We start from the raw sequence: 12,305 nt of genomic DNA on the forward strand, positions 1-12,305 counted from the left end.
CACATTTATTCGCCACAAAACCACTGCCTGTTTATGGTGCATCAGGCGGTCAGCGACTCTTCCTGGGCGCTGGCGGCCAGCTCTTCACCGGCCAGCTGCAGCTGATACATCTGCCAGTAGCGCCCTTTTGCCGCCAACAGTTGCTGATGATTGCCACGCTCAACGGCCTGTCCGCGATGGAGCACCAGAATGGTATCGGCCTCCACGATCGTTGACAGGCGATGCGCGATCACCACCAGGGTGGTGTGCTGGCGAACTTTTGCCAGCGCCTGCTGAATCGCCTGCTCGGTACCGGAATCGATATTTGCCGTCGCCTCATCGAGAATCAGTATCTGCGGCGTATCCACCAGCACTCGCGCCAGCGCCAGCAGCTGCTTTTGCCCCACGGAGAGATTATTCCCCTGCTCGCCCAGCTGGGTGTAGATCCCGCCGTCCATGCTACGCGCCAGCTCCGCCAGCTGCACCGACTCCAGCGCCTCCCAGACCTGCGCCTCGCTGATATCGCGCCCCAGGGTGACGTTGGCATAAAAGGTATCGGCCAGCACCACCGGATCCTGCTGCACCATCGCCACGCCCTGGCGCAAGGCGCTGTGGCTTAACGACGCGAGCGGACGTCCGTCGATGCGGATTTCCCCTCGGGTCAGCGGGTAGTAGCCCATCATCAGGCTGGCCAGGGTGCTTTTTCCACTGCCGGTATGGCCCACCAGCGCCACAAAACCGCGGGAAGGGATCTCAAGATTAATCTCTTTCAGCACCAGCCGATCGCCACGGTAGGCAAACGACAGATCCTCGATTGATACCCTGCCGCTGCGCAGCGGGGCATTATCCTGCCCCCACGCCTGGCGCGGGCGATCCATCAGTTCGAACACTCGTTCACCGGCCACAACCGCCTGCTGGAGCATCGACTGCTGCGTCGTCAGCTCGATCAGCGGCTCATTCAGGCGCCCAAGGTAGCTGATAAAGGCATACAGCACCCCGACTTCAATCGTGCCGACGGAACTGAAGCCAAACAGCATCAGCAGCCCGCAGAGCACCAGGGTTGAGAACAGGCTCAACAGCGGGCGCAGGAGGAAACCGTCAAGGCGCAGCGTCTGCATCCGCGCCAGATAGTGAGCGTGGCTGGCTTCACGCATCCGTTCGCCGAACCGCGCCTGCTGGCGGAACTGCTGGATGACGCCCATACCGTTAATCACTTCATTAAAGCCATCGTTGATATCCGCCAGCCATGCGCGAACCCGGCGCACGATAGGCGTGCTGTAGCGTTGATAAATCAGCATGACAATCAACACCGCCGGGAAGATAGCCAGCGCCACCAGCGCCATGCGCCAGTCAAGGCTAAACATCGCCACCAGCATCGCGCCAATCAGCGCGGCGCTGCGCAGCACGGTTGCCACCACGGTCACATAGAGGTCGCGAATCACTTCGGTGTCATTGGTCACTCGGGAGATCAGTTGCCCCACCGGCTGGGTATCAAATTCGCTGAGCGGTTGGCGCAGCGCAGCATCCATCACATCGCTTCGTAGCTGCTGCACCACGCCGACGGCGGCACGGTTAAACAGCAGCGACTGGTTATAATGCAGGGTGGCCGCGAGGATCTGTAATCCAAGGTAGGCCACCGCCAGACCGCAAACCAGCTTCAGCGGCAGCGCGTTCTTCGCCACCATATTATCGATAAAGTAGCTGATCAGCAGCGGACCGCTGACCTCGGCCGCGGCGGCAATCCACATCATCACCACCGCAATAATCAGCGGTTTACGCCACGGAGAACCGTAGGCCAGCAGGCGTTTTAAGGTGGGCCAGAGTTCGGCAAAACTACGCATCGGTGGCCTCCTCATGTTCCTGTGGCGCATCGTCCAGCGCCGCTTCCAGCTGCTGATAACGATACATATCGCGGTACCAGCCGGGTTGAGCCGCCAGTCCGTCATGGCGACCGCGCTGGACGATATGTCCGTGCTGCATCACCAGGATTTCGCTGGCTTCCGTTAAGGCTGACAGGCGATGGGCGCTGATGATCACCGTGCGCCCTTCCCCCCACTGTCGTAGGTTATGCAGGATCTGGTGTTCCGTCCGGCCGTCCACCGCCGACAGCGCATCATCCAGAATGAGGATCTCCGCCTCCAGCAGCAGCGCGCGGGCAATTGAAATACGCTGTTTCTGCCCACCGGAGAGCATCACGCCGCGTTCGCCCACTTCCGTTTCATATCCCTGAGGCAGACGCAAAATATCGTCGTGTACGCTGGCTAACCGCGCCGCACGTTCTATTTGCTCCGGCGTCGCATCAGGCCTGCCGAGCGCGATGTTATTAGCGACGGTATCGGAAAACAGAAACGGCGTCTGGTTAACGACCGCCAGCCGGGCGCGCCAGCTATCGAGCTGCAGCCGGGTCAGGGGAATATCATGAAAACGAATATCCCCCTGGGTGACATCAAAGTGACGTTGGATCAGCGCCAGGATGGTGCTTTTTCCCGAGCCGGTTGGCCCGCAGATGCCCAGCATCTGCCCTGGCTGGAGCACAAAGTTCACCTTTTCCAGTGAAGCTTTATGCGCCTGCGGATAGATAAACTCGCGCACCGCAACATTCAATACGCCGCGGCCTTCAGGCACCTGTTCGCTGCCATCGTTGACGGTCGGCGCCTCTTCGAGCATCGTGCGGATCCGGCTATAGGCCGCGCTACCGCGCTCGACGATGTTAAACATCCACGCCAGCGCCAGCATCGGCCAGATCATCAGCCCGAGATACATCACAAAGCTGGTTAACTGACCGAGCGTCATGCTGCCCTGCATCACCATCCAGCTCCCTCCGCCGATCGCCAGCAGATTCGCGGTGCCAATGGCGATGTAAATCGTCGGGTCGAAACGCGCATCAATGCGCGCCACGCGCATATTTTTCTTTCCGGTATCCGCGGCGTCGGCAGAGAACTGCGCCGACTGGCGGTCTTCAAGACCAAAGGCTTTGATCATGCGGATACTGGTCAGGCTTTCCTGGGTTCGGTCGTTCAGACTGGAGAACGCCGCCTGGGCAACGCGGAAACGTTCATGCAGCGCATCGCCGTTGCGCTTAATCACCAGCGCCATCACCGGCATCGGCAGCAGCGCCAGCAGCGTGAGCTGCCAGCTGATCTGCGTCGACATCACGATGAACACCGCGCAGCCCATCACCAGCGAGTCGACCAGGGTCAACACCCCCTCACCCGCGGCAAAGACCACCCGGTCAACGTCGTTGGTCGCTCGCGCGATCAGATCCCCGGTACGGTGGCGCAGGTAAAAGGCGGGATGCTGGCGGCTGAGCTGGCGATAAAAATCTTCCCGCAGCTCCACCGCCAGTTGATAGGACGCACCGAACAGCAGTACGCGCCAGACGTAGCGCAGCAGATAGACCATCACCGCGATCAGCACTAACGAGCCGATCCACAGCCAGATCGTCCCGGCGCTAAAATGTTGTCTGGTGACGCCATCGACTACGATCCCCACCACTTTCGGCGGGATCAGTTGTAAAATGGCGATAATGATCAGCAAGGCAATGGCACCGAGATAGCGGCGCCACTCCCGGCGGAAGTACCAGCTGAGTTGGGCAAATAATCGCAAGCAGTAGAATCCTGAGTGTGTCAATCGTCGCGGCAAACGCCGCTAATCAATAGGTAAGGCCGTAGTGTATTTTATCTGTTCCATCGCGAAACTCGAAGTGACATCAGACAACCCCGGCACGCTGTTCACCAGCCGTTTATAAAAATCATCGTAGCGTTTCATGTCCGCCACCTGCACTCGCAGCAGGTAATCGTACTCTCCCGCCATGCGCCAGAAACCCAGGACTTCCGCCATCTGGGTGACTTCACTGACGAAGCGACAGTACCAGTCGCTGCTGTGGTGCTGAGTTTTAATCAACACAAATGCCGTCAGACCAAGGCCAAGTTTTTCAGCATCCAGCAGCGCGACACGCCCCCGCAGGATACCCTCATCTTCCAGGCGCTTCAGCCGTTTCCAGCAGGGAGTGGTGGTCAGATTAACGGCATCGGCCAGCGCCTGCAAAGAGAGGGTGCAGTCTGTTTGCAGCAGAGAAAGCAGCTTACGGTCAATTTTATCTAACATTTGGCGTCCCAGGAGAAAACTTTACTCCTTATAGTGTAATCGAAAGGCTAAATAGCAACAATTTTTCCTCACACTTCCGCTAAGCTGGGCACAATATGACAAACTGGAAATAACGATGAATAGCGCCTGGGTAAAACACGCCATTAGTGAAATTAACGCCGATTATCAGCGTTCCGCCGACACGCACCTTATTCGCCTGGCGCTGCCCGGGTTCCCAGGTATCCAGATCTATCTGAAGGATGAGAGCACCCATCCTACCGGCAGCCTGAAGCACCGCCTGGCCCGCTCACTGTTCCTGTACGGCCTGTGCAATGGCTGGATTAAGGAAGGAACCACGATCATTGAAGCCTCTTCCGGCTCAACCGCCGTGTCGGAAGCCTATTTTGCCCGTCTGCTGGGCCTGCCGTTTATCGCCGTGATGCCGTCCTGCACGGCGAAACGCAAAATCGAACAGATTGAGTTTTACGGCGGCCGCTGCCATTTCGTCGAGAGCGCGTGTGAAATCTATGCCGCCTCCGAGATGCTGGCCCGCGAACTGAACGGCCATTATATGGATCAGTTTACCTTCGCCGAGCGCGCGACGGACTGGCGCGGCAACAACAATATCGCTGACAGTATTTTCCGTCAGATGACCCATGAGCCACATCCGCAGCCCTCTTACATCGTGATGAGCGCTGGTACCGGGGGAACCTCCGCCACCATTGGCCGCTATATCCGCAGTCAGGGATATGGCACGCAGTTACTGGTCGTTGACCCACAAAATTCGGTATTCCTCGATTACTGGCAGAGCCGTGATAGCGCGCTGCGCAGCACCGTCGGGAGTAAAATTGAGGGGATTGGTCGCCCACGGGTCGAGCCGTCATTTATTCCGGATGTGGTCGATGACATGCTGCGGGTGCCGGACGCGGCCAGCGTCGCCACCGCTTTGTGGCTGGAAACGCTGCTGGGCCGGAAAGTCGGCGCCTCTACCGGGACCAATATGTGGGGCGTGCTCGAGCTTGCCGTGCAGATGCGTGCTGAAGGACGCAGTGGCTCCATTGTCACCCTGCTGTGCGACAGCGGCGAGCGCTATCTCGAAAGCTATTACAACCCGCAGTGGGTGGCGAGCCATATTGGTGACATCGCGCCGTGGCAGGCAAAAATTGCGGCGATGGTGAACGGACAATAAAAAAAGCCAGACACCGAGGTGTCTGGCTGCTGGAAGGGTCTATTTATTCGGGGGAATAAGGAAGATCAGGATTATCCAGCCAATGCGTTAAAAAATGAGAGACCGCCTCGTGGCGACAGTCCCCGATTACCGGTAGATGCGGCAGCTCGGCTTTGAGCTGCGGCATCGCGTTGCCCATAATCACACCGCGCCCGACGCTTCCCAGCATCTCGCGGTCGTTCATGGCATCGCCGAACGCCATACAATCCTGCATCGACACGCCAAGATGCTGGCCAAGCACCGCCAGCGCAGCGCCTTTATTGCAGCCATTCGGCAGCACTTCCAGACAATCGAACGCCGAGAAACAGATATGCGCGCGTTCGCCGAGCGCTTCAGCCAGCTGAAGCTGGAGGCGCTGGAGATCGTCGTGATCGCCGCAGAAGCACACCTTGGTGACAGTATTGCCCGGCATCCGCTTCGGGTCAGCAATCTGATAGCGGAAACCGCTAAAAATATGTGCTTTCAGCAGCTCGGGCATCTCCTGCCCGGTAAACCAGCCCTGGTCATTAAAGACGTGCATGCTGGCTGCGGTGTCCCAGTGACGGTGGAGCACCGCCTCCGCGACATCCGGGGTCAGATCGCTCCGGTGCAGCTCTTCGCCGTTCAGGGTATGGATCCGCGTACCGTTGCCGGTAATTAAATAAGCATCCAGCGCAAACTCACCGATAACATGGCGCATTTCCAGCGCATGGCGTCCCGTGGCAAAGGTCAGGGTGATATCACGCTCACGCAGGCGTCTGAGCGTCGCGAGCGTGGTCGTTCCCAGACGATGGTCCGGCATCAACAGCGTGCCGTCCATATCAAATGCAGCGAGTCTTGCCATGTTCTGCTCCCCAGAGCGTGATGAGTTTTGCTTGAGTTCCAGTATTGCCTGAGATATACGGAAGTAATAGTGAATAGATAGATTATATTGTTCCGGATTTATCACTGACCGCAGCGGCCGCTTAAAGGATAAAGTGTGATGAGATTATTAAATCGTCTGAACCAGTACCAGCGCCTCTGGCAGCCCTCGTCCGGCGCGCCACAGCAGGTGACCGTCGGCGAACTATCCGCCCGTTGCTTTTGCAGCGAGCGCCATATTCGGACGCTGCTTCGTCAGGCCCAGCAGGCTGGCTGGCTGAGCTGGCAGTCGAGCGCCGGGCGCGGGAAGCGCGGCACCCTGACATTCCATCGTTCACCGGAAACCTTACGTAACGAGATGATGGAGCTGGCCCTGAACAACGGGCAGCAGAAAAACGCGCTGGAGCTGGCTCAGCTGGCGACGGGCGAGCTTAAGGCACTGCTCTCACCGTTTCTTGGCGGCCAGTGGCAGAACAATACGCCGACCCTGCGTATTCCCTACTATCGCCCGCTCGATCCGCTCCAGCCGGGGTTTTTACCCGGTCGCGCGGAGCAGCATCTGGCCGGCCAGATTTTCTCTGGCCTGACGCGCTTTGATGCACAAAGCCGTTCCCCGGTCGGGGATTTGGCCCATCACTGGCAGATTTCGGCTGACGGCCTGCGCTGGCAGTTCTTTATTCGCTCAACGCTGTTCTGGCATAACGGTGATTCGCTGGAGACCGCGCAGATCCAGCAGCGTTTACTGATGTTGCTCAACTTGCCGGCCCTGCGCACGCTGTTTGCCAGCATTAAGCAGATTGATGTGACCCATACGCAGTGCCTGACGATCACCTTGTTTCGCCCGGATTTTTGGCTGCCGTTTCGCCTCGCCAGCTATTGTAGCGTACTGGCCCACCCCGACGATCCGACGGTCGGTAGCGGTCCGTTCCGCCTGACACTGTTTAGCCCTGAGCTGGTTCGGCTGGAAAATCATCCGCGTTATCATCTGAACCATCCGCTGATCCAGACGGTGGAGTACTGGATCACGCCCCAGCTGTTTGAACAAAATCTGGGCACCAGCTGTCGCCACCCGGTGCAAATTACGATTGGCGATCCGGATGAGCTTACGAATCTGCGCCAGGTCAGCAACAGCATCAGCCTCGGTTTTTGTTATCTGGCGCTGCATCAGAGCCCCCGGCTCAGCAACGCCCAGGCACAGCGTCTGGTGTCGTTGATCCATCGTTCTTCACTGCTGGAAACCCTTCCTCTCGACGAAGATCTGATCACCCCCAGCAACGAGGTACTTCCCGGCTGGACGATCCCTCAGGGACCGGAGAATCATGATATCCAGCTCCCCAAGCGGCTGACGCTGCTGTACCACCTGCCCGTCGAACTGCATACAATGGCAGAACAGCTTCGCCTACGGCTTGCCGCGCTTGGCTGCGAACTGACTCTCATTTTTCACGACGCGAAAAACTGGCAGGGTTGCCAGGATCTGCCGCAGGCGGATCTCATTATGGGCGATCGCCTGATCGGCGAATCACCGGAATACACCCTGGAACAGTGGCTCCGCTGTGATGCAATGTGGCCCAATGTGTTGACCGGGGCGCAATATGCCCATTTACAGGCGACCCTCGACGCCGTTCAGGCCCAGCCAGAAGAGCGCAGCCGTAACGACGCATTACGCAACGTCTTCAACGGGCTGATGGACGACGCCATTATGACGCCATTGTTCAATTACAATTACCGTATCAGCGCCCCGCCGGGGGTGAACGGCCTGGAGCTTAATGCCCGCGGCTGGTTCGATTTCACCAGCGCCTGGCTACCGGCATCTGCGCCGTGATGGAGCTGGTCGCCGCGCCCCTCAAGCGCTACCATATCGCTTTCACTTTGATTGTCAGGAATTGCTATGAAACGCGCCGTAGTTGTCTTCAGTGGAGGACAAGACTCAACGACCTGCCTGGTGCAGGCTCTGAAACAGTATGATGAAGTGCACTGCGTCACTTTTGATTATGGCCAACGCCACCGCGCGGAAATCGACGTAGCTCGTGAGCTGGCACTGAAACTGGGCGCCGTGGCTCATAAGGTGCTGGACGTCACGCTGCTCAACGAGCTAGCCGTCAGCAGCCTGACCCGCGATAGCATCCCGGTACCGGACTATGAGCCGAATGCCGACGGTATCCCGAATACCTTCGTGCCTGGTCGCAATATCCTGTTTTTAACGCTGACGGCAATTTACGCCTATCAGGTTAAGGCTGAAGCGATCATCACCGGCGTCTGTGAGACCGATTTTTCCGGCTACCCGGACTGCCGCGACGATTTCGTCAAGGCGCTCCATCATGCGGTCAGCCTTGGCATGGCAAAAGATATCCGCTTCGAAACGCCGCTGATGTGGCTGAATAAGGCTGAAACCTGGGCCCTGGCTGATTACTGGGGTCAACTGGAACTGGTGCGCAACGAAACCCTGACCTGCTACAACGGGATTAAAGGCGATGGCTGCGGGCAATGTGCCGCCTGTAACCTGCGCGCCAACGGTCTGAAGCAGTACCAGGACGATAAAACCGCGGTAATGGCACTGATGAAGCAGAAAACCGGGCTACAGTAATCGGTTATTTCCCGGGGGTAGCGCGATGCGCCTGCCCGGGCTACCGGCTCGCAGGCAGCTGAGGGCGCGGAGCCCGGACAGGTGCGCAGCACCACCTCCGGGACATACTAGTCAGCAAGACTCAAGCTGCTCCAACTTCTCGCGCAACTCGCCGTCCAGCGGCAGGGCCTTTTGTGTTTTTAAATCAATGCAGACAAAGGTGATCACCGCGTCGGCCACCACTTCGCCCTCAGGATTCAGGGTAACCACCTGATTTAAGGTGCCGCTTTTACCATTAAGCTGTTGCAGATGGCTGGTCACGGTTAATACATCCCCCAGCACCGCCGGGCGACGATAGTTAATATTGATATTCACCACCACAAAGGCGATGTTGCGGGCGGTCATCCAGTGGAACGCGGCGCTGTTTTCCAGGCCATCCCAACGCGCCTCTTCCAGAAACTCAAGGTAGCGAGCGTTATTGACGTGCTGATAAACATCCAGGTGATATCCACGAACTTTGATTTGTGTCTGCATAGCGCAAATGCCTTAGTCTTATTGTCATATTGAGGTCAGAGGTCACACCACTTTCGTGACCTCTTTAGTCTGGCAAAGATTTGCGGCTGTGCAAGCCCGGAACGGAAAATTACAGCATCAGATGCGCCAGATTTCGCTCTACCAGAGAGTGCCCCATTCCGGGCACCTGCTTGAGATCGTCCACCGTTTTAAATGGCCCGAACTCTTCGCGATAGCTGACAATCGCCTGGGCTTTCTTCAGACCGACGCCGTTCATCGCCTGCATTAGCTCTTCCGCGCTGGCGCTGTTGATGCTGACCCGGGCCTCCCCCGCCGCAGCTTTTAACACCGCCGGTGCTTTTGTCTGTGGCGACGGCACGCTCTCGTGCTTGACCGCTGCCGACGCTTTATCGCTGGTCGATGCCGCCAGCACCATCTGGCTTCCCGCCGCCCAAAGTAACACGGTTGCGGCCATCATCGTTTTAACACCTTGTTTCATGCTGTGATCTCCTTGTGTGTAGACAGCACGGACACCATAGCGAGGGAGAAAAAAGCGTGCAAAAGCCGATCGACAGAAATGGAAAAGGCCGCGAAAGCGGCCTTTGAGGATTACATCACGTTACTGATTTTTGCGAAGCGTCACGAGATTACTGCTGCTGGTCGATGGTATCGCCGAGCTTAATTTTCGCTGTCTTACGCAAGTTGCTCATCAGCGCTTCGAAAGCAATCTGAGCGTTGTTCTGGGTGATACCCTGAACCATCGCGGCTTTCTGCGCTTCCGGCATATCGCCCGGTTTAACCTCGTCCAGCGCCAGCAGGACCACGTTACCTTTCATATCGCTACCAATACCGTAGCTCGGTTTACCCGGCTGCGGCAGCGGCAGTGCAAACGCCGCCTGGCTTAATGGATCCTGACCGGTACGTGCCAGCGTCTGTGCGGAACCGAAGCTTAAACCAGCGGCTTTCAACGCCTCGTCACCTTTGCCGTCTTTCAGCGCGGTCAGCAGTTTGTCTGCATCCAGTTTCGCCTGCTGTTCAGCTTTGGTGTGTTTCACGATGTCGGTAACCTGCGCTTTCACTTCCGCCAGCGGTTTGACCGCTTCCGCTTTATGCTCGCTGATGCGCAGAACAAATGCGCGATCGCCGTCCACGGTGATGATATCGGAGTTGCTGCCCGGTGAACCGTTCTCGCCCACCAGACCACCGTTGAAGATAGCATCGGAGACCGGTTTAAAGTTCAGCTCTTCCGGCAGATTGTCACGACCAAACCAGCCGGTTTCGCTTACTTTGACGCCCGCAGCCTGCGCCGCGCCTGCCAGAGATTCGTTATCGTTGCTGGCCGCGTCGCTCACTTTCTGCTGCAGCGCGTAGTAGGCATCCAGCGCTTTTTCCTGTTTCACTTTCGCCGCGATATCATCACGAACGTCAGCCAGTGGTTTGACTTTTGCTGGCTGCATATCGTCAAGACGCACAACCAGGAAACCAACAGAAGATTTGATCACGCCGGACAGCTGGCCTTTCTCTTTCAGGCCGGCATTTTTCAGCTCAGGAACCGTCGCAGCATCTTCCATCCAACCCATGTCACCGCCGTTACGGGCAGAGATAATATCGGTGGATTTTTCTTTCGCCAGCGTGGCGAAATCAGCCCCTTTCTTCAGCTCGTCAACCACGGCCTGTGCATCGGCTTCAGTTTTGGTCTGAATCACGCTGTAGCGGTTACGCTGCGGCTGCGTGAACTGGTCCTGATGCTGGTCATACCAGGATTGAATATCCTGGTCAGAAACGTTTTCCTGCATGCTAGCGGCATCCATTTTGATGTAGCTAACACGGAACTGCTCTGGCGCCATGAAACGCGCCTGATTCTGCTGGTAGTATGCATCAACTTCCGCATCGGTCACGGTCTGTTTCGCCGCCAGCGCGTTCACATCAATGGTAGCTTCACGCACCACACGCTGCTGCGAAACCAACGCCGCCAGCTCATCGGACTCACCGGTCAACATAAAGTCGGTGCCGGCAATGGCGTTAACCAGCTGCTGCGTGGTCAGCTGGTTACGCAGCGCCTGTGCATACTGGTCGGTAGTCATCCCCATCTGGCCCACGATGCTGCCAAAGCGTTCGTTACTAAATTTACCGTCCGTCTGGAAAGCCTGGGTCTGGAAGATCGCCTGTTTGACCTGGGCGTCGCTGACGCTCAGATTCAGTTCGCGGGCATACTGATCCAGCAGGGACTCATCAATCAGACGGTTCAGCACCTGCTGACGCATGGTTTTCATGTAGTTTTCATTGGCCGCCAGTTCAGAAAACTGATCGCCAAGCTGCTGCTGCATACGATTACGCTCGCTGGCAACGGCATTCTCAAACTGTGAACGACCAATCTCCTGGTCATTAACTTTCGCGGCATAGTTGCTGCTGCCGCCAATCAGGTAACCACTTACCCCGGTCAATATGAACGAGACAATGATGATACCGAAAATAATCTTGAGCACGACGCTGTTCGCGGCCGTGCGTAGGTTGTCCATCATGGTGTAACAACGCTCCGCTGTAGATGACTTTAGCTCGCGCAGCATAGCACGTGATGGCTGCCGCGCGTGAGGACCTATTTTGACAAGAAAATGGGGTGATTGTCAGCCCACAAGTGCGCATAAACACACATAAAGTCGAGTTCTGGACAAAGAAAAAAGGCACATCTCACGATGCGCCCTTGTATTTCGTCACCTTCCCTGACGGGAACTTGATCAGTTTACTGCGTCTTTCAGCGCTTTACCGGCACGGAAGCCCGGTACTTTAGCTGCGGCGATAGTAATTTCTTTACCGGTTTGCGGGTTGCGGCCAGTACGGGCAGCACGCTCTTTGACCGCGAAAGTACCAAATCCAACCAGCGCAACATCATCCCCAGCTTGCAGAGATTCAGTAACAGAAGCAATTAAAGCATCTAACGCACGTCCGGCTGCAGCTTTAGAAATGTCCGCACCCGCAGCAATTTTGTCAATCAGTTGAGATTTATTCACTGTTCTCTTCCTCTCTTTATAATTTATATCGCACCAGAATCCTTCGTGGTGCGACCGCGCAGCAGTTATATCAGGACTGTCATGCCCT

11 protein-coding genes are annotated in these 12,305 nt (G+C 57.1%); 3 read left to right on the forward strand and 8 right to left on the reverse strand.

Annotation, left to right across the window (positions count from 1 at the left end):
• Nucleotides 1-41: 41 nt before the first annotated feature.
• The 3 genes from ACMYSN_RS09160 to ACMYSN_RS09170 are packed head-to-tail and all read right to left on the reverse strand — an operon-like array spanning nucleotide 42 to nucleotide 4,086.
• Nucleotides 42-1,820 carry a multidrug ABC transporter permease/ATP-binding protein gene (locus tag ACMYSN_RS09160; protein ID WP_462497777.1) on the reverse strand — a complete coding sequence of 593 codons (1,779 nt, stop codon included), beginning with the start codon at nucleotides 1,818-1,820 and terminating at the stop codon, nucleotides 42-44.
• Nucleotides 1,813-3,585, reverse strand: coding sequence for a multidrug ABC transporter permease/ATP-binding protein (locus ACMYSN_RS09165; protein ID WP_462497778.1), 1,773 nt, complete (start codon nucleotides 3,583-3,585; stop codon nucleotides 1,813-1,815). The genes ACMYSN_RS09160 and ACMYSN_RS09165 overlap by 8 nt, the downstream gene beginning before the upstream one ends.
• 42 nt (nucleotides 3,586-3,627) lie before the next feature.
• A complete protein-coding gene (locus ACMYSN_RS09170; RefSeq protein WP_123755709.1) occupies nucleotides 3,628-4,086 on the reverse strand; it encodes an Lrp/AsnC family transcriptional regulator in 459 nt (152 codons plus the stop codon).
• A gap of 115 nt (nucleotides 4,087-4,201) precedes the next feature.
• Between ACMYSN_RS09170 and ACMYSN_RS09175 the strand changes: the two genes are divergently transcribed.
• The gene (locus ACMYSN_RS09175) at nucleotides 4,202-5,254 is read left to right on the forward strand and encodes a PLP-dependent cysteine synthase family protein (RefSeq protein WP_462497779.1); all 1,053 of its coding nucleotides are present in this window, start codon (nucleotides 4,202-4,204) and stop codon (nucleotides 5,252-5,254) included.
• A 43-nt stretch (nucleotides 5,255-5,297) separates the two neighbouring features.
• Here the strand turns inward: ACMYSN_RS09175 and cof are convergent, their stop codons facing one another.
• Complete coding sequence (cof, locus tag ACMYSN_RS09180) at nucleotides 5,298-6,116, reverse strand: HMP-PP phosphatase (RefSeq protein WP_462497780.1); 819 nt, start codon at nucleotides 6,114-6,116, stop codon at nucleotides 5,298-5,300.
• A gap of 138 nt (nucleotides 6,117-6,254) precedes the next feature.
• On the opposite strand from cof, the gene ACMYSN_RS09185 reads away from it, so the two are divergent.
• Nucleotides 6,255-7,955: an SgrR family transcriptional regulator gene (locus tag ACMYSN_RS09185; protein WP_462497781.1), complete on the forward strand. Its 1,701-nt coding sequence runs from the start codon at nucleotides 6,255-6,257 to the stop codon at nucleotides 7,953-7,955.
• A 66-nt stretch (nucleotides 7,956-8,021) separates the two neighbouring features.
• The gene (gene queC / locus ACMYSN_RS09190) at nucleotides 8,022-8,717 is read left to right on the forward strand and encodes a 7-cyano-7-deazaguanine synthase (protein ID WP_462497782.1); all 696 of its coding nucleotides are present in this window, start codon (nucleotides 8,022-8,024) and stop codon (nucleotides 8,715-8,717) included.
• A 111-nt stretch (nucleotides 8,718-8,828) separates the two neighbouring features.
• On the opposite strand, the gene ACMYSN_RS09195 is transcribed toward queC, so the two are convergent.
• The 4 genes from ACMYSN_RS09195 to hupB all read right to left on the reverse strand — a co-directional run bounded on the left by ACMYSN_RS09195 (nucleotide 8,829) and on the right by hupB (nucleotide 12,217).
• Nucleotides 8,829-9,230, reverse strand: coding sequence for a hotdog family protein (locus ACMYSN_RS09195; RefSeq protein ID WP_462497783.1), 402 nt, complete (start codon nucleotides 9,228-9,230; stop codon nucleotides 8,829-8,831).
• Between the two features lie 109 nt (nucleotides 9,231-9,339).
• Nucleotides 9,340-9,708 carry a helix-hairpin-helix domain-containing protein gene (locus ACMYSN_RS09200; RefSeq protein ID WP_462497784.1) on the reverse strand — a complete coding sequence of 123 codons (369 nt, stop codon included), beginning with the start codon at nucleotides 9,706-9,708 and terminating at the stop codon, nucleotides 9,340-9,342.
• 148 nt (nucleotides 9,709-9,856) lie between these two features.
• Nucleotides 9,857-11,731 (reverse strand): peptidylprolyl isomerase, encoded by a 1,875-nt coding sequence (gene ppiD / locus ACMYSN_RS09205; RefSeq protein ID WP_462497785.1) that lies wholly within the window; start codon nucleotides 11,729-11,731, stop codon nucleotides 9,857-9,859.
• Nucleotides 11,732-11,944: 213 nt separating this feature from the next.
• Entirely contained in the window at nucleotides 11,945-12,217 is a 273-nt protein-coding gene (gene hupB / locus ACMYSN_RS09210; RefSeq protein ID WP_002444653.1) for a nucleoid-associated protein HU-beta, read from the reverse strand.
• Between the last annotated feature and the right edge of the window lie 88 nt (nucleotides 12,218-12,305).

The organism is Klebsiella sp. R445, assembly GCF_051131755.1.
Classification (GTDB): domain Bacteria; phylum Pseudomonadota; class Gammaproteobacteria; order Enterobacterales; family Enterobacteriaceae; genus Klebsiella; species Klebsiella lignicola.

Excerpts from the sequence above, each read along its gene's own strand:
- ACMYSN_RS09185 (WP_462497781.1), top strand. The coding sequence starts at position 6,255 with ATGAGATTATTAAATCGTCTGAACCAGTACCAGCGCCTCTGGCAGCCC.
- ppiD (WP_462497785.1), bottom strand. The coding sequence starts at position 11,731 with ATGATGGACAACCTACGCACGGCCGCGAACAGCGTCGTGCTCAAGATT.
- ACMYSN_RS09195 (WP_462497783.1), bottom strand. The coding sequence starts at position 9,230 with ATGCAGACACAAATCAAAGTTCGTGGATATCACCTGGATGTTTATCAG.
- ACMYSN_RS09175 (WP_462497779.1), top strand. The coding sequence starts at position 4,202 with ATGAATAGCGCCTGGGTAAAACACGCCATTAGTGAAATTAACGCCGAT.
- ACMYSN_RS09200 (WP_462497784.1), bottom strand. The coding sequence starts at position 9,708 with ATGAAACAAGGTGTTAAAACGATGATGGCCGCAACCGTGTTACTTTGG.
- cof (WP_462497780.1), bottom strand. The coding sequence starts at position 6,116 with ATGGCAAGACTCGCTGCATTTGATATGGACGGCACGCTGTTGATGCCG.
- queC (WP_462497782.1), top strand. The coding sequence starts at position 8,022 with ATGAAACGCGCCGTAGTTGTCTTCAGTGGAGGACAAGACTCAACGACC.
- ACMYSN_RS09160 (WP_462497777.1), bottom strand. The coding sequence starts at position 1,820 with ATGCGTAGTTTTGCCGAACTCTGGCCCACCTTAAAACGCCTGCTGGCC.
- ACMYSN_RS09170 (WP_123755709.1), bottom strand. The coding sequence starts at position 4,086 with ATGTTAGATAAAATTGACCGTAAGCTGCTTTCTCTGCTGCAAACAGAC.